Raw genomic sequence first — 20,362 nt, 5'->3', positions numbered from 1 at the left:
ACCCTGCACCACGGCGCACGGCGTCCTCGGTGCCGATGTGCGGGCAATTATACCCGCGCCCGCGACCCAGTTTCATCCCTCGTGGGTGCGCGTCAGCCCATGCCGGACTCACTCGAGCAGCGACGGCTCGGGCTGCAGGCACGCCGCGTCGTCGAAGCGCGGGCTATTGACCCGCGTCGACACGGGAGTGTCGATCAGCAGGTCGTCGGGCGCCGGCCCCAGCAGGTGGGCCACGGCTGTCTTTTCGGCCATATTCGCCGTCCGCGGCAGCGGGGCCAGCCAGCGCCCGAGCTGGCCGCGCGGCACGATCGCCGGCATGCGGTCGTGGTGGCGCGCGACCACCTGATTCGCCCCGGTCGTCAGGATGGCGAAGTGGCGCCGCACCTCGCCGGTCGACTCGTCGCGGACATCCTTGTAGAGGCCCGCGAGGACCAGCAGGCGGCCGTTCGGCGCGTGGAACCAGTGCGGCTGGCGGCGATCCTTCGGGCCCGACCACTCGAAGAACCCGTCGGCCAGGACCCCGCAGCGGCCGCGCGCGAACACCTCGCGCGAGCTCGGCGCCGTCGCCACCGTCTCCGCGCGCACGTTGATCTGGCCCGCGCGGCCCGAGCCGAGCTGCAGGCCCCACGTGGCCAGCTCGAGCCGGCGGATCGTCGCGCCGTCGTCGGGCTCCTCGCACACGATCGTCGTCGGCTGCGACGGCGCGATGTTGTAGCGCGGGCGGTACTCGGCGCGCAGTTGCGGCGAGATCTCCGCCTGCACCACGCGCGCGAGCGCCTCGAGGTCGGGGGTCGTCAGCGTGTAGCGGCCGCACATGACTTCAGTGTCGCGCGAGACCGCCCGCTCGGCCAGCCCCTCGGTTATCTTTCTCCGCGTGCCGGACCGGACCTCCGTCGCGCCGCTGCTCACGCGAATGAGTCGGATCATGAGCAGCGCCGGCGTGCGGCTGCTGCTCAGCGCGGCGATCATCTTCAGCCTCATCCCCGAGCCGTCGGTCAAGCGCTACGAGCCGGTGCTGCTGGGGCTGTTCGCGCTCGAGTTCTCGCTGCGCCTCGTGTTGGCGCTGCGGCGCGAGACCGACGACGACCCGCGGCAGCGGGGCTGGCGCTGGCCGCGGCCCGGGGCGCTGGCCTTGCTGGCGCTCGACCTCATCGCCCTCGTCAGCTTCCTGCCGATCGACCCGCGGGCCTCGCCGTGGATGCGGAGCCTCCGCCTGCTGCGCTTCGCCGTGCTGCTCGGCTACTGGGCCCCGCTGATGCGCGACCTCCGGACCGTCATGTTGCGGCGCGAGCGGGCGCGGCAGGTCGTGGTCATGGCGATGATCGTCGGCCTCCTGACCTTCGCCGGCGCATTGATCCTGCAGCAGAGCGAGTTCGACGACCAGGGCGTCGACTACGACGAGAACGGCCAGGTCGACCCCGCCGATCGCGACTTCTTCACCAAGCTGTGGTGGGCGTTCCGCCAGATCCAGGACCCGGGCAACATGATGACCGCGCCGACGGCCACGAGCGTGGTGTTCGTCAGCCTGTGGCTCACCGTCGCCGGCCTGTTCCTCGTCAGCTTCCTCATCGGCCTCGGCAGCGACGTCGTGCGCGAGATGATGGAGCTGTCGCAGCTGCGGCCGCCGGGCATGCACGGGCACACGGTGATCGTCAACATCACCGCCGCCACCCACCAGCTGCTCGAGGAGCTGATGCGCTACTATCAAAAGCTCCTCCCGCGCGACGTGAGGCCGCTGTCGCGCTGGTGGTTCGGCCTCCTGCTCGAGAACCTGCGGCGGGCGCTCGCCGGGCCGCGCTACGTCGTCGTCGGCACCAGCCCCGACCGGCCCGACTTCCTGCGCCGCAGCGACCTCGCGCGGATCGTCTACCGCCACGGCAGCGCCAACGACGAGGCGTTCATGCACCGCGCCGACATCGCCGTGGCCCAGCGGGTCGTGCTGCTGGCCGACACCGCCGCCGACGAGCCCGACGCCGAGACGATCCGCGCCTCGCTGGCGATCGTCGAGGGCCTGCGCGACCCGAGCCCGGCCCACCCCGACGAGGGCGCGGTCACCGGGTCGAACATACAGGTCCAGAGGGACAGGTCCAAGCGGACAGCTCGTGTCTCCGACGGCCACCTCACCCACCAGCGCGGGCGCGGCAAGCTGCTCATCGCCGAGATCCTCGACGAGCGCAACGTCCCGGCCGCCTGGGCCGCGCTGGCCTCGGGCGGCGGCGAGCTGCGGGCCTTCATCGTCGTCGTCGACCGCATGATCGCGCTGTTCCTCGCCTGCGTCGGCCGCAGCGCCGGCATCGGCCCGCTCCTGGCCGAGCTCTTGACCTGCACCGGCCACGAGATCTACACCTGCTTCTTCGACCTGCCCGAATTGAGCTACGCCTGTGAGACGCCGCCGCAGCTGCCGCACGAGCCGCGGGCCGCGATGGACCGGCTGACCCGGCGCGCGCGCGCCTTGCCGCCGCACCAGCGGCTGGTCCCGATCGGCCTGCTATACGAGGAGACCGACGAGCTCGGCATGCCCGACCTCGGCGTCGCCATCGGCGGCGACGAGCGGGCGGAGGACGCCCAGTCGCCGACCTGCAGCGGCTTCGTCGCGCTCGCCCCGAGCTTCGCGCACGTGCGTCAATTCTCCGAGGACCTGCGCCACCGGCCGGACGCGGCGACCTGGTCCGAAGACCAGGAGGCCGCCGCGCGGCGCAGCGTCGCCGAGGCCCCCGAGTTCACGCGCGAGCCGCACCTGCCGCTGCGGCGCGTGCTCATCTGCGGCTTCAGGCCCGTGACGATCGCCCTGTGCGAGGCCCTGATCCTGGCCGAGCCGGACGCCGACGTGCTGGTCCTCGTGCCGACCGAGGCCGAGCGGCGGGCCGCCCTCGATCGCATCAATGTCCATCGGGACATGGTCCAGCGGCGACTGCTGCGCGGATACCACGGCGCCCTCGCCCCCCGGCCCGACGGCGACTTCTCGCATCATTACGAGCCGCGCGGCGGCGGCCCCCCGATCGGTCGCGTGCGGATCGTCGTCGGCGACGCCACCTCGCCGCTGCAATTCGTCGACTTGCCTGGCGGCTCGGGCCACGTCTCGCAATACGACCTCGTATACCTGCTTTCGAGCGCCGGCCAGGACTCCGACGCTCGCGGCGCGCAGACCCTCATGACCCTCGACGCCTTGCTGAGCCGTAATGAGCCGGTCGCGCCCCACCTGCGGATCGTCGCCGAGTTCGTCGACGCCGAGCTCGCGCATCGGCTGCGCCAGCGCTACGCCGCGCTCGGGGTCTCGCGCGTGCAGGTCTACAGCACCGAGAACCTGAGGGCCTATTTCTTGTTTCAAAGCGTGTTGATCCCCGGATTTGCCCGCGTCTACGGCCAGCTGCTGGCGCCCTGGGGTCACAGCTTCGCGCGCGTGGTGCCCTCGGGCCGCGGCCGCGGTCAGTGCTCGTTCCAGGCGCTTTCGCTGCACATCGCCGCCGCCGGACACGGCGTTCTCATCGGTGTCGAACTCGATCGCGAGGGCGGGGGCGCCGACCTCCACCTCGGCGGCGGACCGCCGCGAGGCGATGGACTGGTCGACCTCGCACGTGTGCGCGGACTATGGGTCGTCACCCTCGATCCCGCCGTGCACCCCGCGGACCTCCGCGACGCCCTCTGACGATCCGCGGCGATCAGCCGATTTGCGGGCGACCCGTGCCCTCACGCGTGCGCCGCGGCGGGCCTGCGTTACCATGCGCGACGGTCCCGCTTCTTATGCTCGCCGCGACGACCGCATCGATCACCCACGACGATCCGTATCAGGCCGGCCGCGACCTCGCGGCCGAGCTGAATGACGCGCTCGGAGCCTCGCCCGACGTCGTCCTCCTGTTCGCCGCTCCGACCTACGATCCGCACGGTTTGCTGGCCGGCCTGCACCGTCGCCTCGCGCCCGGCGTGCAGCTCGTCGGTTGCACGAGCTTCGCCGAGATCAACCACGAGGGCGCCGTCAGCGGCACCGTCACCGCGCTCGGCGTGCGCACGCGCGACCTCGCCGCGCACGCCTTGCACGCCACGCCGGCCGGCGGCGACAGCTTCGCCGTTGGCCTCGCCCTGGGAGAGCAGGCGCGCGAGCGCGACGCCTCCTTGCTGCTGCTCTTCGTCGACGGCGTGCGCCTGCACAGCGGCGACGTGCTGCGCGGCGTGCAATCGGTGCTCGGGCCCGAATTCCCGATCGTCGGCGGCCTCGCGGCCGACGACGTCCGATTCGAGCGGATCCGTGAATTCTGCGGCCGCGACGTGCTCGAGGGCGCCGCCGTCGGCCTCGCGCTGGCGGGGCCGCTGCGGCACGCCACCGTCGCGCGCGGCGGCTGGGAGCCGATCGGCGCCACCCGTCGCTGCACCCGCGTCGAGCGCGATCGGCTCGTGCTCGAGCTCGACGGTCAGCCCGCGCTCAACATCTATCGCGAGTACCTCGGGGCCCAGGGCCGCGACCTCAAGACCGCCGGTATCGAGTTCCCGCTCGGCATCGTCGGCACGCCCGACCGGCCGTGGCGCGGCGACGATCACGTCCACGTCGTGCGCGCCGTCTACGGCGTCGACGAGGCCCGCGGCGGCCTGCGGTGCAACCGCGAGATCCCCGAGGGCGCCGAGATCCGCATGTTGCGGGCGACCAAGGAGGACCTCATCCGCGGCGCGGCCGAGGCCGCCGCCGACCTCGGCCGCGCGCTGCCCGGCGGCCGGCTCGCCCTCGTGTTCGACTGCTTCGCCCGCAAGATGGTCCTCGGCGCCCGCTACAAGGAAGAGGTGGCCGCCGCCTATTCGCGCCTGTCCCCGGCCGCCACCCGCGTCGGCTTCTACAGCTACGGCCAGCTCGCGCCGGTCGCCGGGCAGACCGAGCATCACGACGCCACCTTCACCGCGGTCGTCATCGACGGCTGAACCCGCCATGGACGACTGCGACTGCGTGTTCGGGCGCGCCGACCTGGCCGGCCTCGGCGACGACGAGGTGATCGAGCAGCTCGAGCGCTGCGGGACATGCCCGGAAGTACAGTCGGGTCCCGCCCGGGTCCTGCTCGAGCGCCTGCGCAGCAGCGCCCGCGACCTGCGCCGCGCCGCCAATCGGGCGCGCCAGGCCGAGCGCGAGCTCGCCGAATTGCGGGTCGAGGTCGACCGCTCCGAGCAGCGGATCGCCAACCTCGAACGTGTACAAAAGGTCAGCACGCGCGAGGTCCTGCAGAAGAACGCGCTGCTGGCGATGATCTCGAGCATCACGATCGCCGCCAACGAGGCCGAGAGCGAGGCCGACGTCTACCGGATCTGCATGCACAAGGTCTGCTCGGCGTCCGGCTGGTCGCTCGCGCGCCTCACCCCCGCGAGCGGCGGCAGCAGCCGCTGGCACGTCGCCGACCGGCTCGCCGGCGAGTTCACCGGCCTGCTCGTCGACGGTGAGCCGACCTCGCTCGGCCTCGACGCGCTGCGCGGCGGCAAGCCGGTGTGGGCGCCGGATCTGCGGGCCCGCCTCGACGCCCCGTGGATCGAGCGGGCCGCCGCGCTCGGCCTGCGCGGCGGCGCGGCGCTGCCGGTGGTCGTCGGCGGCCAGGTCATCGCCGTCGTCGAGTTCTTCGGCACCGCCGGCGAGGGCACCGCGACCGCGCTGATGCTCGCCATGGCCACCATCGGCGCCGAGATCGGGCGCGTGCTCGCCCGCCTGCGCGCCGACGAGGCCGCCGCCCACGCGCGCGACGTCGCCGAGGGCGCCAGCCGGACCAAGAGCGCCTTCCTCGCCAGCATGAGCCACGAGCTGCGCACCCCGCTGAACGCGATCCTCGGCTACGCCGACCTCGTGCACGAGATCCTCGACGAGCAGGGCCCGAGCGACGTGCGCGGGGACATCGTCCGGATCCGCCAGGCCGGCGAGCACCTGCTCGGCCTCATCAACAACATCCTCGACCTGTCCAAGGTCGAGGCCGGGCGCATGCCCGTGATCTGCGAGCGCTTCGACCTCGGGGCCCTGATCCGCGACACCGCCGATCTGCTCAAACCATTGCTGGATCGGCGCAACAACGTCGCCTGCCTCGACCTCGCCGGCGACCTCCTCGACGTCGAGACCGACCCGACGCTGGTGCGCCAGATCCTCTTCAACCTGATCAGCAACGCCGCCAAGTTCACCGACGCCGGCACCATCACCATCGCCGCCGCCCGCCAGACCGACCCGTCCGGCGCCCCGTGGTTCCAGCTCGCGGTCGCCGACACCGGCATCGGCATGACCGAAGAGCAATGTGCACAGTTGTTCGAACCCTACCGCCAGGCCGATCCGCGCCTGGCCCGCCGCGCCGGCGGCACCGGCCTCGGCCTCACCCTGTGCCGCGGATTGTGCACACTCCTCGGCGGCACGATCGCCGTCTACAGCGCCCCCGGCCGCGGCACCTGCTTCACAGTCCGCCTGCCGCTGGGGTGATTTCGCCTTCGCCGACCCCGCGGGCATGCGCCCGCAGATCAATGTCTCCAAAGACATGTCGTGACAATCCGAGCCTGCGCACGATCGCGGTCACGCGGCCGGAACCGCGCTCGCTCGCCGAGCGCGCGACCGCCTGGTCGCGGCCGGCGAACGCGGCTACCCTGCCGGCGTGCGGATCGTGCACATCGACCGCGAGCCGCTGCACACGCTCGCGTACCTCGACGCCGCCCCCGGCGGGGGCTCGCAGACGCGCGAGCTGCCGCTGCTGCGCGCGCGCGTCGATCGATTGCCGGCGCAGCTCGACGCCCTGCTCGTCACCTCCGACCTGCAGGGCCGCGCCGCGCTGGCCGAGGCCGACGGCGCGCTGCGGCTGCTGGGTGAGGTGCTGGCCGAGGAGTACGCCGCCCTCGCCGACCTCGACCTCGCGCCCGACCCGGCGTTCACCGGCGTCGTGCTCGCGGGCGACCTGTTCGCCGCGCCCTGCGCCGATCGCCTGGGTGCCACCGGCGACGTGCGCGACGTCTGGCGGGCCTTCGCCGCGCGCTTCCGCTGGGTCAGCGGCGTGGCCGGCAACCACGATCTGTTCGGCAAGCCGGCCGAGCAGGCCCGCTTCGTCCGCGAGCCCGGGATCCACCTCCTCGACGGCCGGCAGGTCGAGCTCGACGACCTGCGCGTCGCCGGCGTCGGCGGGATCTGCGGCCGCTCGGGCAAGCCCAATCGCCGCCCGCCCGACGAGTTCGTGGCCGCGATCCGCCGCCTCCTGCCGGCCCGGCCGCACCTGCTCGTGCTGCACGAGGGCCCCGAGGGCGGCCCGCGCCAGCGCGGCAACCCCGACGTGCGCGACGCCGTCGACGGCCGCGGCGCGCTCGTCGTCTGCGGCCACTGCCACTGGCACGACCCGCTCGCCGAGCTGCCCGGCGGCGCCCAGGTCCTGAACGTCGACGCCCGCGCCGTCCTGCTCGAGCGCGCCGCCGCGTGATCCTCTGTCCTCAAGGACATGTCGGCGAGCGCTCGGCCGCCCACGCCATGCATGCTCTCAAGGACATGTCCTGAAGGACACTCGTCGCACGCCGCGCGCGGCGGCGTCAGGGCGCCCGGAACTGCGCCGGCGCGCCCTCCTCGACCGTGATCGTCACGACCACCGCGACCGGGCCCGGGGCGTTCACGTGGAGGATGAACGCGACCCCGCCGGTGTGCGGCGACACGTTCGACACCCACACGTCGGCGTCGCCGAGCGAGAAGATGAACTCCTGCTGCGGGTTGCCGTTGGGGCCGATCACGTACGCCGTGCCGTATTCGGTCGCCTCGGCGGCCGACACGTGGACGATCGACAGCGGCGTGATCGGCGGGTGGATCCCCCACTTGAAGTCGAGCCGCGACCGCCCGACCAGCCCGTGCTCCTTGCCATAGAAGACTCGAATCGACTTCGCCACGGCCAGTTCATGGCACCGGCCGCGGTCGCTGCCAGCGCCGGGGCCGGCGGACGGGCCGCCCTGCGCGGTGGATCAACCCGCGTCGCCGGGGCCGCCCGCCGTGTCGCCGGCGTCACCATGCACGCGCGCGCTCGCCCCCTGTCCGGCGACGGGCGACAGCTCGACCGTGATGCCGAGGCCCGCGAGCGCCCGGGCCAGATCGGCCGGCAGCGACGCGACCACGCGCAGCGGCTCGCGCGTGCGCGGGTGCGGCAGCGTCAGCGACCACGCGTGCAGCGCCAGCCGGTGCAGGTCGTGGCGCTCGCGGAACAGCCGGTTGTGCTCGCCCTTGCCGTAGCGCACGTCGCCGATCAGCGGGCAGCTGACGTGCTTGAGGTGGCGACGGATCTGGTGCAGGCGACCCGTGAGCGGCCGCGCCTCGACCAGCGCGTAGCGGCCGGCCCGCGCCAGCGTCGTCACCTCGGTCACCGCCGGCACCCGCGGCCCGTCCTCGGCCCGCGGGATCGGGTGGTCGATCGTCGCCGTCGCCGGCGGGTTGCCGCGGACCAGCGCCAGGTAGCGCTTGTCGACCTGTCCCGAAGACCAGCTCTCCTGCACCGCCCGCGCCGCCGCCGATCCGAGCGCGAACACCACCACGCCGCTGGCCCCGCGGTCGAGGCGGTGGACCGGGTAGACGTACGCCCCCGCCGCCTCGCGCGCGAGGTCGAGGAGCGCGACCTCGTCGTCGGCCCAGCCGCGGTGGACGATCAGCCCCGCCGGCTTGGCGACGATCAGCAAATCGTCGTCGCGGTGGAGGACGAACGGGCCCTGCCCTGAAAGCCCTGTCTCTGAAGACATGCCCGTACGACCTGCGCGATCAGGCAGGACAGGGCGCGACCCACGTGTAGCAGCACGTGGCCGCGTCGCCGTCGTCCCGCAGCTTGCGCGTGCCCTTCTCGTCGAGCGTGCCGTGGGCGCCCGCGGGCACGCCCGGCGGCAGACCCTGCTCCGGCGGCGCCTCGGCGCCCTCCGCCGCCGCGGGCGGCTGGGTCGCGTAGGCCGACTCGATGTGAATGGGGCAGGTCAAGGTCGAGCCCGCCGCCGCCTCGGCCATGCGCTCAGCCACCTCGGCCGGCCCGCACCAGCCCTCGCCGGGGCAGCGCGCCGGGCCGCCGCCGCGCCCGGCACAGGCGACGCCGAGGACCACCGAGAGCGTGAACAAGACGAACGACGAGCCGCGGGTCATGCGGGCGGCAACGTATCACGCCCGCGCGCCCTGTCCAGCGCCGAGTCCGGGGCGTGCCTGGCCCGGACCGTCCCGCCCGCCGCCGGCGCATCCTTCGCAGCACGAGCACGGGCGGCCGTCCTGTCCCTGGCGCCTGGCCCGTCGTCTCTCGGGCGACACTGCCCTGCCGATCGCTACCGCAGTGCGCCTCCGCCGCTCGGCGACCCTCCGACCAGCACTTTCAGACATGCCCTTTTCGACATGTCCACATCGACATGCTCTGGACAACATGTCGCGCACGACATGCCCCCACGGACACAGAGCTCGTCTGCCGCTACTTCGCGCCCTCGCGCAGCGCCGCGGCCGCCAAGCGTTCGCGCTCGAACCCCGCCCCGGCGGCCTGCAGGTCGGCCTGCGCCTGCCCGGCCAGCGTCGCCGCGTCGGCCTCTCCGCGCGCGGCGTGCAGGCGGGCCAGGGCCGCGCGGGCGCGTCCGCGGGCCAGCGGGGCCGGCAGCAGCGGCAGCGCCTGCGTCAGCAGTGGTTCGGCCAGCTCGGCGAAGCCGCGGGCCAGGAGCACGCGCCCGCGCAGCGCCTGCACCGCGGCGGTCTGCGCCTCCGTGGCCCCGCGGCGCGGGCGCGGCAGCATCGCCTCGGCGGCGCCCGCGTCGCCGGCGAGCAGCAGCGCCTCGACCAGCTCGGCGCGCGCGGAGTCGGTGTCGGGGTGGTCGGCGCCGCGGGCCCGCTCGCGCAGCGCCAGCGCCTCGCGCAGCTCGGTCAGCGCCTCGTCGAAGCGGCCCTGCCAGGCCAGCGCCGCGCCGATGCCGGCGCGCACGTCGGCGGTCGTCGCCAGGTCGGGCCGCTCGCCGCCCGTCAGCAGCGCCAGCGCCCGCTGCGACAGCTGGCCCGCGTCGTCCCACTGGCCCTGACGCGCCAGCGTCTTGGCCAGGTTGTCGAGCGTCGGCGCCAGCTTCACGTGGCGCGGCCCGTACAGCGTCTCCTCGACCGCCAGCGCCCGCCGCAGCAGCCCCGCCGCGCGCTCGAGCTCGCCGACCTCCGTCAGCACGAGCGCCAGGTTGCTGCGCGCGATCGCCACTTCGGGGTGGTCCTTGCCGAGCTTGGCCTCGCGGATCGCCAGCGACCGCTCGAGGTGGCGGATCGCCGCGCCCAGGTCGCCGCGCATGAACTCGACCCGGCTCATGTTCCCGAGCACCAGCGCGACCTTCGGGTTGTCGGCGATGTCCTCCGCCTCGTAGATCGCCAGCGCGCGGCCGTAGTCCTCGGCGGCCTCGTCCTGGCGGCCCTCGGCGGCGCGGACGATCGCGCGGTTGTTGTAGAACGCCGCCGCGATCCGCGGCCGGTCGCGCACGCGCTGCAGCAGCGCCGCGGCGCTGCGCTCCCACAGCGCCGCGCGGACGCGGTCGTTGCGGTGGTAGCCGTCGACGATCAGCAGCGCGCCGGCGGACTCCGCCGCGGTGTCGTCGGCACCTGTCCCGAGGGCCATAAAGTACGCGTCGCCCAGCGTCGCCGCCGCGCGCTCGTGGTCGGCCAGCGAGCGCTGGAGGTTGCCGATCCGCAGCAGCGCCTCGGCCACCAGCGCCGCGTCGCCGAGCTCGCGCGCGGCCGCCAGCACCACCTCCGCGCGCGCCAGCCCCGGCTTGTAGCGGCCGACCTCGTTGGCCGTCTTGATCTCGGCCAGCCAGCGCCGGATCTCCGCCCCACGCATCGTCTCGTGGACGTCCGCCTGGCGCAGCCACGCCGGCAGCCCGGCGACGTCGACGCAGGCCTCGACCGGGTCGAGCTGGCCCTCGGCCTTGACCGCGTGGCGCGCCGCCGAATCTGGCTCTTCGGACAGGGCGGTCAGCATCGCCGCCAGCTCGCGCGCCTGTCCGCTGAGACAGGTCATGCGCCCGACCAGCGCCGCCTGCTCCTCCGGCGCCGCGCTCTGGTAGGCCTCGCACGCGCCGGTGTACAGCTCGCTCCAGCGCCCGGCGCGGGCCTCCATCGCCGCCGCCAGCGCCTGCCAGGTCTCGTCGACGTAGGGCGCATCGACGCCGGTGATCGCGGCGCGCAGCGGCTCGCGGCGCTCGGCCCACAGCCGGGCCACGCGATCGGCGTGGTCCGAGCACCCGCCGCGGGTCTCTCGCCACAGCGAGAACGCCAGCCCGCCCGCGATCGCCAGCAGCAGCACCAGCGCGCTCGCCATCAGCCGGCGCCGGCGCAGCCGCGGCGCCTCGGTGATCGCGTGCAGCAGCGCGTCCATCGACTCGTGGCGGCGGTTCGGCACCGCCGCCAGCCCGCGGGCCAGCGCCGCGCGCATGAAGCCGGGCACCTTGACCGGTCGCGGCGGGCGGCGCAGCTCGGCGGCCATGATCGCCTGGAAGCGGTGGGCCGGGTCGCCGTCGGGGAACGGGCGCACGCCGAACAGCGCCTCGTAGAACGCGACGCAGAAGCTGAACTGGTCCGAGCGGGTGTCGCACGGCAGGCCGAGGTGCTGCTCCGGCGCCATGTAGGGCGGCGTGCCGGCGATCATCGACGTCTGCGGCCCGGGCGCCCCGGCGTGGAGGATCCGCGCGACCAGGGACGACGGCGGCCCGAGGCCCGCCGTGCGCGCCAGCCCGAAGTCGAGCACGCGCACGCGGCCCTGCACGTCGATCATCGCGTTCTCCGGCTTGAAGTCGCGGTGCACCAGATCGGCGCGGTGGGCCGCCGCCAGCCCGCGCCCGGCTTGCACGAACGCGGCCGTCACCTCCGGCCACGGGCGCGGCCCGCCGCGCGCCATCCACTTGCGCAGCGTCTCGCCCTCGATGAACTCCATCGCCACGAACACGTCGTCGGCCAGCTCGCCGACCTCGTGGACCGCGACGACGTTCGGGTGGTCGAGGCGCGCCAGCGCCTGCGCCTCGCGCAGCAGCCGGGCCGCGCCGTCGCGGGCGTCGTCGCCCTCGCCGCCGGCGCGCAGCACCTTGAGGGCGATCTTGCGCCCGAGCTGGCGGTCCTCGGCCTTGTAGACCACCCCCATCCCGCCGGCGCCGATCCGCGCCTCGATGGCGAAGCGCCCCAGCCGGGCCGGCATGGGTGGCTCCGAGGACATGTCCGGACGAGCATGTCCCTTTCGCCCTGTCCGCGGCGGCTGGGTCGACTCGTCCTGTTGCGGCCCGAGGCGCAGCGTCGGCGCCGATGCGCCTGCGACCTCGTCGGACCGCGCGTCGCGCGAACTGCTCACGGCGCCGCACTATACCCGCGCCGTCCCCGGGCGTGCGCCTCAATCGCCGCGCGGCTCGTCCTCGCCCGCATCGGCGGGCGCGCCGGCCTCGACGGTCGGCACGACGAAGCGCTGCCACACGAGCTGTCCCGCCCGCGTCTCCGAGCGGAACAGGATCCGGCCCATCGCGTCGTGCTGGTAGCGGACGCACAGCCCGCTCGCGGGCGGCCGGCGGAACAACGCCGTCGCTTGATTTCGTGTCAGCGTCGACAGGTCGTGCACCGCCGTCTTGCACGTTTCGCAGCGGCGCACCCCGCCGTCGCCGGCGAACGCGTGCCAGTCCTCGCCGCAGGCGAACTTGAGGCGCAGGCTGCGGATCGACGCCATGGCGCGCTCCTATCGCTCGCGGATCTCCACCTTCGCGCCGACGGCCTCGAGCTCGTGCTGCAGGTCGCGCGCGTCGTGACGCGAGAGGCCTCGCGCGACCACGCTGGGCGTCGCGTTGATCAGGTCCCTCGCCTGCGCCAGCTCCAGCTTCACCGCCTCGCGCATCACCTTCATCACCTGCACCCGCCGCGGGCCGGTCGACAGCAGCACGACCTCGACCTCCGGCATCCCCGGCAACACATAGTAATCGAGCGGCATACCCATCGTCGGCCGCCCCGGCTCCGTGTACGGCGGTTCGAGACCCCACAGGTCCTCGAGCTCGAGGATCAATTCCTGCAGCTCGCCGGGCCCGAGCGCGCCGAGATACGCCACCACTTCGTCCCGCGTGATCGCCACGTCGCCCCCCGTCCGCGTCAAGCGACGAACATGAAGTAGAGGATCGTCACCAGCACCGCCGCGCCGAGCACCACCGCCGCGACGACGCGCGTCGAGTCTCCCGGCAGCGTGTCGGGCAGCGTCTCGTCCTCGACCGGCAGCGGCCGCAGCGCCATCGAGCGCGCCGCCGCGTTCTCGATCGACAGCATCTCGCTCTCCGACGCCGGCACCTCGTGCACCTCGAGCGCGGAGAACACCTCCGACACGGCCGTCTCGCTGTCCGCCTCCGACTCCTCGGCGAACGCCGCGAACGCCTTCACCAGCGACACGTTGGGCCCGCCGTCGACCGGCGCCGGCGCGGCGGCGGGCACGGGCTCGGCGAGCCCGACGTCGGAGATGTCGACGACCTCGACGTCGTCCGCGATCACCTCGGCCTCGGAGACGTCCGAGATGTCGGAGATCTCGACGATCTCGACCGACGAGTCGACATGTCCCAGAGGCAAGGTCTTGCGCGGCAGCTGCGGCCCGCCGACCCGCCGCAGCGTGGCCGCCAGGGCCGAGGGCCCCTCGCCCACCACCGCCTCGCGCGGACCGCCGGCCTTGACGACCGGGCCGCCGAGCGCCGGCAGGCCGTCGCGCCCGCCGACCGCGGCCGACAGCGCCGCGCGGAACTCCGCGGCGGTGCGGAAGCGGTGCTCGCGGTTCCACGTGATCGCGGTGCGGATCACCATGCGGATCGACTCGGGCACGCTCAGCTCGCCGATCAGCCGGTCGGTGTTGCGGATGACGTCCATCGTCAGGTCGCGCTCGTAGAACAGGAACGCCAGCGTCATCCCGAGGCCGTAGACGTCGGCGCGCGCGTCGGCCTCGCTGGCGCGCTCCATCATCTCCGGCGCGGCGTAGATGACCGTCCCGAGCCCGCCCGCGGTCCCGCCGGTGGTGTCCTCGGCGCGCACCAGGTCGAAGTCGGTGAGGTACGGCGTGAAGTCGTCGGAGACGAGGATGTTGCTCGGCTTGACGTCGCGGTGGAAGATCCCGCGCTCGTGGGCGAACGCCAGCGCGTCGGCCACCGTCAGCAGGATCTGCAGGCGCTTGCTGACCGACAGCCGGCCGCTCATCACCGCGTCGCGCAGGTTGCCGCCCGACACGAACTGCATGGCGAAGTACTCGTACTCGCCGTCGCTGGCCGAGGGCTCGATGATCCTGACGATGTTGGGGTGATCGATCTGCGCCATGATCCGCGCGCCGCGGAAGAAGCGCTCGCGCCGCTCGGCGTTGTGCACGTGCTGCGCGTGCAGCACCTTCAGCGCCACCGGCGTGTCGGTCGTCTGGTCGAGCGCGCGCCACACCGTGGCGAAGCCGCCGGCCCCGAGCTGGTCGAGCACCACGAACCGCTCGTCGAGGACGTCGCCGCGGTGCAGCGGCCGACCCATGCGCAGCGACCGGCGCAGCGCCTTGATCTCCTCGTGGATCTCGCGCGTGTCCTCGCCGAGCGCCTCGAGCCGGGCCTTGCGGGCCCGCGCCGCCTCGATGCGCTGCTCGAGGTCGCGGATGCCGTCGAGCCGGGTGTCGCCGACGGGCACCCCGATCCGCGTGCCGCCGCGCGGCGGGGCCGTCTGCGGCAGTCCGAGGTGGACCACGACCTGCTCGCACACCTCCTCGAGCACGCGGTCGGCGTCGGCGACCGGCAGGCGATCGAGCGGCTGCGACGGGTCTCCGAGCGCGCGGAACTCGAGCAGGTCGGTGCCCTCGTAGGGCGTCTCGGCGATCATCAGCCACAGCACCGGCAGGCCGCGCTCCTGGGCCATCAGCACCAGCGAGTACAGCTCTCCGCCGGGCGCCAGCTCCTCGGTGAGGAAGCGCGGCGAGATCAACAGGATCACCGCCCGCGCCCGCGCGAACGCGTCGGCCAGGATGTCGATGCGAGACGCCCGCGACGACGAGTCGCCGGCGTTCCAGATCGGCAGCTGCGCCGTGTCGCGATGCGTGCGCAGGTGCTCGCGCAGGTGCTCGAACCACCGCCGCTCGCCGCGGCCGTGGGCCACGATCACGTGCTCGCCGAGGGCCTGCGGGCGCGGCCCGCTGACCTCGACGCGGCGCGCCTCGACCTCGGGCAGCGACGCCGACGCCGACGCCTCGATCACCGTGAGCAGGCCCGAGCGCTCGACCCGGACCGACGAGTCGGGTCCCGCCTGCTGCGCGTAGTGGCCCTCGAACGGCTCGAGCGCGGAGCTCAGGTCGGCGCACGACGGGTAGCGCTCCTCGCGGTCCTTGCTGAGGCAACGATCGACCGCCGCGGCCAGGCCGATCGGCACGTTCGGCGCGCGCTCGGCCAGCGGCACGTGCGGGAAGTGGAGGATCGCCGTCAGCACCGACGGCACGTCGGGCCCGGTGAACACCGGCGCGCCGGACAGCGCACGGTAGAGGATCGCGCCGATCGCCCAGATGTCGGTGCGCGGGTCGACGAACGCCGCCCCGCGGGCCTGCTCCGGCGACATGTACTCGGGCGTGCCCATGAACAGGTCGGCGGCGGTGCGGGTCTTGCTGGCGCCGGTGGCCGAGAACTTGGAGATCCCGAAGTCGAGCAGCTTGACCAGCACGCGGTCCTCGCCGACCTCGTGGAGGAAGATGTTCTCGGGCTTGATGTCGCGGTGGACGATGCCGGCGCGGTGCACCGCCTCGAGGCCGATCAGCGCCTGCCGCACCAGGTGGACCGCCAGCTCGGGCTGGAGCGTGCGCTCCTCGAGGATCAGCGACTCGAGCGAGCGCCCCGACAGCCGCTCGAGCACGATGTAGGGCCCGTGCGCGCTGCTCTTGACCAGGTCGAGCACGTCGCACACGTGGCGGTTGTGGATCCGTCCGGCCGCGGTGGCCTCCCAGAAGAACCGCGCCAGCACCGCCGGATCGCTGATGACCTCGGCGCGCAGCGACTTGACCGCGACCTCCTTCTGCGTGTCGATGTTGCGGGCGTCCCACACCAGGCCGAAGCTGCCCTCGCCGATCAGGCGCTTCAGCCGGTACTTCTGGTCGAGCAAAATGACCTGCCCCGCCGACGGGCAGACCTCGACGTCCTCCGCGTGCATCTCGGCGCAATACGGGCACTGCAGCGAGTCGCGCGCCTGCGGGTACATGTGCGTCACGACGTCGAGCCCTCGCGCGCACGAGCGACGCCGAACGCCTGCGGTGCGGCCCCGGGGAGGGACGCCCCCACACGCAACGGGGGCCCGGGTGAGCTCGGCAGCATCGCCGCGGATTGTATACCAACGTGTCCGGCCCCGGGCGCCGGGTACGACCCTACCGGCGCATCCCGGACCCTCCGCCGCAGACGACGCGGAGTCCACCTCGCGCCGCGCGCCGACCGGGACGATCTGCCGTCCACGTGTGCCCCGGCGGCCACGAGCGCGGGTCCGAACACCCATGCGTGCGCACACGATCCCACCCCCTCGATCGCGTGGCCCACAGGCACCAGCCGATGCGGGCGCATGTCAATGCAACGAGTCGGATTGCGTATAACGGCGCGCCGGCAATGCCATGACCGCCGCGAGATCGCGGCGTACAGCCCCCGACGCGCCCGCTCAGGCGACTGCTGACATTTCGCGACTCAGCGCTTGCGCCCCGCCGCCGGCCTGGCCTCGGCGATCTGCGTCAGCTCGGCCAGCGCCGCGACCGCCACCTTGAGCTGCGTGCGGCGGTCGGGCCCGCGCGCCTCGGGCACGCTCGAGGTCACGCGATCGCCTTGCAGTTTGAACTTGCCATGGGTGGTCGCGTTGAGCCGGCCGGCTGTCTCTCCGGACAGGGGCGTGTCGGGCCCGAGGCGGACCGCCAGGCGGGTGCCCTTGAGCTCGACCGCCAGGGCGCCGAGCCGTCGGCCGTAGGTCTTGCAGATCATCACCAGCCCGAGGTGCTCCGCCTCGAGCGGGGCCTCGCCGTAGCGGTCGATGATCTCGCTCATCACGTCGTCGACCGCGTCGCGGTCGCGGGCGGCCGACAGGCGGCGGTAGAGATCGAGGCGCTGGCCGACGTCGCGCACGTACGCCTCGGGCAGGTAGGCCGGGGTGTCGAACGCGATCTCCGGGTCGGTCTCCTTGATGATCGGCTCGCCGCGCAGCTCGGCCACCGCCTCCTGCAGGATCCGGGCGTAGGCGTCGAAGCCGATCGCCTGGATCTGCCCGCTCTGGCGCGCCCCCAGCAGCTCGCCCGCGCCGCGGATCTCCAGGTCGTGGACCGCCACCCCGAAGCCCGAGCCGAGCTCCGCGTGGCGCTGGATCGCCTCGAGCCGGCGCCGCGCCTCCGGCGACAGCCGCTCGAGCGCCTGCACCATCAGGTAGCAGTGCGCGCGCTGCTTGCTGCGGCCGACGCGGCCGCGCAGCTGGTACAGCTGGGCCAGGCCGAACTGGTCGGCGTGGGCGATGAACATCGTGTTGGCGCGCGGGATGTCGAGCCCGCTCTCGATGATCGTCGTCGACACCAGCACGTCGGCGCGGTGCTCGACGAACTCGAGCATCGTCCGCTCGAGCATCTCCTCGGGCATCTGGCCGTGGGCGACCAGCACGCGGGCGTTCGGGACAAGCTCGCGGATCCGGACCGCGTGCTCCTCGATGCCGAGGATCTTCGGCACGACGTAGAACACCTGCCCGCCGCGCGCCAGCTCGCGGGTGATGCCCTCCTCGATCACCGCGTCGCCGATCCGGACGATGGCTGTGCGGACGGCCAGGCGGTCGATCGGCGGCGTGCGGATCATGCTGATCTCGCGCAGGCCGAGCAGCGACATGTGCAGCGTCCGCGGGATCGGCGTGGCCGACAGCGTCAGCACGTCGACCTGCGCCTTGAACTTCTTGAAGCGCTCCTTCTGGGCCACCCCGAACCGCTGCTCCTCGTCGATGATGAGCAGGCCGAGGTCCTTGAAGCGGACGTCCTTGCCGAGCAGGCGGTGGGTGCCGATCACGACGTCGACCTCGCCGCTGGCGACGCCCTCGATCGTGCGCTTCAGCTGGCGGTCGCTGGCGAAGCGGTTCAGCACCTCGACGCGCAGGTCGAACGGCGCGAGGCGCTCGCGGAACGTGATCCCGTGCTGCTGCACGAGCACGGTCGTCGGCGCCAGCACGGCCACCTGCCTGCCGTTCTGGGCCACGCGGAAGGCCGCGCGCAGCGCCACCTCGGTCTTGCCGAAGCCGACGTCGCCGCAGATCAGGCGGTCCATCGGGCGCGCGCGGCCGAGGTCGCCCTGGACCGCGTCGATCGCCGCCTCCTGGTCGACCGTCTCCTGGAACGGGAAGCTGTCGGCGAACGACTGGTCGAACTCGTCGGGCCCCGGGTACGCGGTGCCGGGCGTCGACTCGCGCTGGGCGTAGATCTGCAGCAGCTCCTCGGCCATCTGCCGCACCTCGGTCTTGACCTTGTTGGCCTTGACCAGGAAGGTGCTGCCGCCCATCTTGTCGAGCTTCGGCGGCTTGCCCTCGGCCGCCACGTAGCGCTCGATCTCCGACAGGCGGTAGACCGGCAGGTACAGCTTGTCGCCGCCGGCGTACTCGAGCTGCACGTAGTCGCCGGGCGCCCCGCCGAGCTGCAGCTGCACCAGCCCCGCGTAGCGGCCGACGCCGTGCTGCAGGTGCACCACGTAGTCGCCGACCCCGAGCTGCGACAGGCTCGACAGGCCGGTGCGCCGCCGCGACTGCGCGCGTCGGGTCGACTTGCCGAACAGGTCGAACTCCGACAGCACCATCAGCCGCGCCGCCGGGTAGTCGAAGCCCTCGCTGAGCTCGCCGACGGCCACGTGCACCCGCGTGCCGCCGGTCGTCGGCGCGCGCGCGTCGACCGGCGCCTCGTCGACGAGCAGCGCCTCGGGCTGGAGCCCGTGGCCGCGCAGCGCCCCGATCAGGCGGTCGACCTGGGCCCGCCCCGGCACCACCAGCAGCACCGTCCACGGCAGCAGCTCGCCGAGGTCGCCGGCGGCCGCCGGGGTCTCGGCCTGGAGCGCGCGGATCTGGTCGACCAGCGGCCGCATCGGCTCGCTGCCGCGGTCGGCCCGCGACGCCTCGAGCGCCGTGCGCAGCGGCTTGTTCGAGCTGACCTGCAGCCACACCGCCGGCCGGGCGTCGAGCTTGCCTGCCCTTTCGAACATGCCCTCTCGGACATGCTCCTTCGGACCTTCCTCTTCGGACCTGTCCTCAGGTTCACCCTCGACGAGCAGCCGGCTCAGCACCACCGGCGCGTGGCGCAGGCGGCGGCCGAGGTCGGCGTCGGGGACGAAGAACTGCTCGGGCGGGGCGACCACGCTGCGCTCGGCCAGCGCGCGCCCGTGCTGCTCGGCCAGCTCCTGGCCCTGCGCCTCGGCCACCTCGAGCAGCGCGTCGGGCTCCTCGATCACCCAGCGGGTGCCGCGCGGCAGGTAGTCCCACAGCGGCGCCATCGCGTCGTGGAAGATCGGCGTCAGCGCCTCGACGCCGAAGAACTCGAGGTTCTGCTCGAGGTTGTCGACGATCTGGCGGCTCTTGCTCGACGGCGCCAGCGCGGCGTCGGCGAGCGCCAGCACCCGCGCGCGCAGCGAGGCCGCGGTGGTCGGCACCGTCTCGCGCACCGGGTGGATCGACACCGAGGTCACCGGCCGCAGGCTGCGCTGCGACTCGGGGTCGAACAGGCGCAGGCGCTCGATGAGGTCGTCGTCGAACTCGACGCGGGTGGGGAAGCGCGAGCAGCCGACGAACAGGTCGATCACGCCGCCGCGGACCGCGTAGGTCCCCGGATCCTCGACCACGTCGACGCGGGTGTAGCCAGCCCGCTGCAGCGCCGCGATCGCGGCCTCGCGCGGCAGCTCGTCGCCCTCGCTCCAGCGCGTGCACAGCCCGAGGAACGCGTCCTTCGGGATCACCCGCCGGCGCAGCGAACGGACGCTGGCGACGATCAGCTTCGGCGGCTCGCTCTGCGCGTCGACGAGGCGGTACAGCGCCGCCAGCCGCAGCGCCATCGCCCGCGGGTCGGCCGCCGCGTCGGCGTACGGCGAGGTGTCGATCTCGGGCACCACCAGCACCGGTCCGTCGCTCGCGTCGCGCAGCGGGGCGCCGAGGAAGAACGCCGCGTCGCCCGCCAGCGCCCGCGCGCTCGCCTCGTCCGGCGCGACGGTGAACACCGGCGCATCGGCGCCGCGGGCCGCCATCGCCAGCGCGTAGCCGCGGAAGCCGCCGACGGCCCCGACGAGGCGCACGTCGGAGCCCTCGCGCAGCGCCGTGAGCACGCGCTGCAGCGGATCGCCGGGGCCCGCCGACGCGGCACTCGCAGCGCGGAGCGGGGCGGTTTGGACGGGACGCGCAGGCACGACGAGGCCGCGGGAGGGTAGCGGC

Annotated in this window: 13 protein-coding genes; 4 read left to right on the top strand and 9 right to left on the bottom strand. The window is 73.5% G+C overall.

Annotated elements, in window-relative coordinates; all coding sequences use genetic code 11:
- Positions 1-108 precede the first annotated feature (108 nt).
- Positions 109-816 carry an SOS response-associated peptidase gene (locus K7C98_RS19490; RefSeq protein WP_224193193.1) on the bottom strand — a complete coding sequence of 236 codons (708 nt, stop codon included), beginning with the start codon at positions 814-816 and terminating at the stop codon, positions 109-111.
- Between the two features lie 109 nt (positions 817-925).
- Here K7C98_RS19490 and K7C98_RS19485 point away from each other — a divergent pair, with 109 nt between their 5' ends.
- The 4 genes from K7C98_RS19485 to K7C98_RS19470 all read left to right on the top strand — a co-directional run bounded on the left by K7C98_RS19485 (position 926) and on the right by K7C98_RS19470 (position 7,403).
- Entirely contained in the window at positions 926-3,646 is a 2,721-nt protein-coding gene (locus tag K7C98_RS19485) for an ion transporter (RefSeq protein WP_224193192.1), read from the top strand.
- Positions 3,647-3,741: 95 nt separating this feature from the next.
- Positions 3,742-4,905: an FIST signal transduction protein gene (locus K7C98_RS19480; RefSeq protein WP_224193191.1), complete on the top strand. Its 1,164-nt coding sequence runs from the start codon at positions 3,742-3,744 to the stop codon at positions 4,903-4,905.
- Between the two features lie 7 nt (positions 4,906-4,912).
- Positions 4,913-6,424: a sensor histidine kinase gene (locus K7C98_RS19475; protein WP_224193190.1), complete on the top strand. Its 1,512-nt coding sequence runs from the start codon at positions 4,913-4,915 to the stop codon at positions 6,422-6,424.
- 169 nt (positions 6,425-6,593) lie between these two features.
- The gene (locus tag K7C98_RS19470; RefSeq protein WP_224193189.1) at positions 6,594-7,403 is read left to right on the top strand and encodes a metallophosphoesterase family protein; all 810 of its coding nucleotides are present in this window, start codon (positions 6,594-6,596) and stop codon (positions 7,401-7,403) included.
- A 106-nt stretch (positions 7,404-7,509) separates the two neighbouring features.
- Here K7C98_RS19470 and K7C98_RS19465 read toward each other — a convergent pair whose 3' ends face one another.
- The 8 genes from K7C98_RS19465 to mfd all read right to left on the bottom strand — a co-directional run bounded on the left by K7C98_RS19465 (position 7,510) and on the right by mfd (position 20,337).
- A complete protein-coding gene (locus K7C98_RS19465; protein ID WP_224193188.1) occupies positions 7,510-7,857 on the bottom strand; it encodes a hypothetical protein in 348 nt (115 codons plus the stop codon).
- Positions 7,858-7,929: 72 nt separating this feature from the next.
- A complete protein-coding gene (locus tag K7C98_RS19460) occupies positions 7,930-8,694 on the bottom strand; it encodes an RluA family pseudouridine synthase (RefSeq protein WP_224193187.1) in 765 nt (254 codons plus the stop codon).
- Between the two features lie 19 nt (positions 8,695-8,713).
- On the bottom strand, positions 8,714-9,082 hold the full coding sequence (locus tag K7C98_RS19455; protein ID WP_224193186.1) for a hypothetical protein: 369 nt from the start codon (positions 9,080-9,082) through the stop codon (positions 8,714-8,716).
- Positions 9,083-9,395: 313 nt separating this feature from the next.
- Complete coding sequence (locus tag K7C98_RS19450; protein WP_224193185.1) at positions 9,396-12,152, bottom strand: serine/threonine-protein kinase; 2,757 nt, start codon at positions 12,150-12,152, stop codon at positions 9,396-9,398.
- Between the two features lie 171 nt (positions 12,153-12,323).
- Positions 12,324-12,650, bottom strand: coding sequence for a hypothetical protein (locus tag K7C98_RS19445; RefSeq protein WP_224193184.1), 327 nt, complete (start codon positions 12,648-12,650; stop codon positions 12,324-12,326).
- A 9-nt stretch (positions 12,651-12,659) separates the two neighbouring features.
- On the bottom strand, positions 12,660-13,067 hold the full coding sequence (locus K7C98_RS19440) for a ribosomal protein L7/L12 (protein ID WP_224193183.1): 408 nt from the start codon (positions 13,065-13,067) through the stop codon (positions 12,660-12,662).
- A complete protein-coding gene (locus tag K7C98_RS19435) occupies positions 13,064-16,156 on the bottom strand; it encodes a serine/threonine-protein kinase (protein WP_224193603.1) in 3,093 nt (1,030 codons plus the stop codon). The genes K7C98_RS19440 and K7C98_RS19435 overlap by 4 nt, the downstream gene beginning before the upstream one ends.
- Before the next feature lie 470 nt (positions 16,157-16,626).
- Positions 16,627-20,337 carry a transcription-repair coupling factor gene (gene mfd, locus K7C98_RS19430; protein WP_224193182.1) on the bottom strand — a complete coding sequence of 1,237 codons (3,711 nt, stop codon included), beginning with the start codon at positions 20,335-20,337 and terminating at the stop codon, positions 16,627-16,629.
- Positions 20,338-20,362 lie beyond the last annotated feature (25 nt).

This window comes from Nannocystis pusilla (assembly GCF_020073745.1).
Lineage (GTDB): Bacteria > Myxococcota_A > Polyangia > Nannocystales > Nannocystaceae > Nannocystis > Nannocystis radixulma.
The sequence above is the reverse complement of the archived record's forward strand: the minus strand, read 5'-3'. Positions and strand labels throughout refer to the sequence as shown.

Coding starts and splice junctions, on each gene's coding strand:
- K7C98_RS19455 (WP_224193186.1), bottom strand. CDS start 9,082: ATGACCCGCGGCTCGTCGTTCGTCTTGTTCACGCTCTCGGTGGTCCTC.
- K7C98_RS19435 (WP_224193603.1), bottom strand. CDS start 16,156: ATGTACCCGCAGGCGCGCGACTCGCTGCAGTGCCCGTATTGCGCCGAG.
- K7C98_RS19480 (WP_224193191.1), top strand. CDS start 3,742: ATGCTCGCCGCGACGACCGCATCGATCACCCACGACGATCCGTATCAG.
- K7C98_RS19475 (WP_224193190.1), top strand. CDS start 4,913: ATGGACGACTGCGACTGCGTGTTCGGGCGCGCCGACCTGGCCGGCCTC.
- K7C98_RS19460 (WP_224193187.1), bottom strand. CDS start 8,694: ATGTCTTCAGAGACAGGGCTTTCAGGGCAGGGCCCGTTCGTCCTCCAC.
- K7C98_RS19445 (WP_224193184.1), bottom strand. CDS start 12,650: ATGGCGTCGATCCGCAGCCTGCGCCTCAAGTTCGCCTGCGGCGAGGAC.
- K7C98_RS19485 (WP_224193192.1), top strand. CDS start 926: ATGAGCAGCGCCGGCGTGCGGCTGCTGCTCAGCGCGGCGATCATCTTC.
- K7C98_RS19450 (WP_224193185.1), bottom strand. CDS start 12,152: ATGTCCTCGGAGCCACCCATGCCGGCCCGGCTGGGGCGCTTCGCCATC.
- K7C98_RS19490 (WP_224193193.1), bottom strand. CDS start 816: ATGTGCGGCCGCTACACGCTGACGACCCCCGACCTCGAGGCGCTCGCG.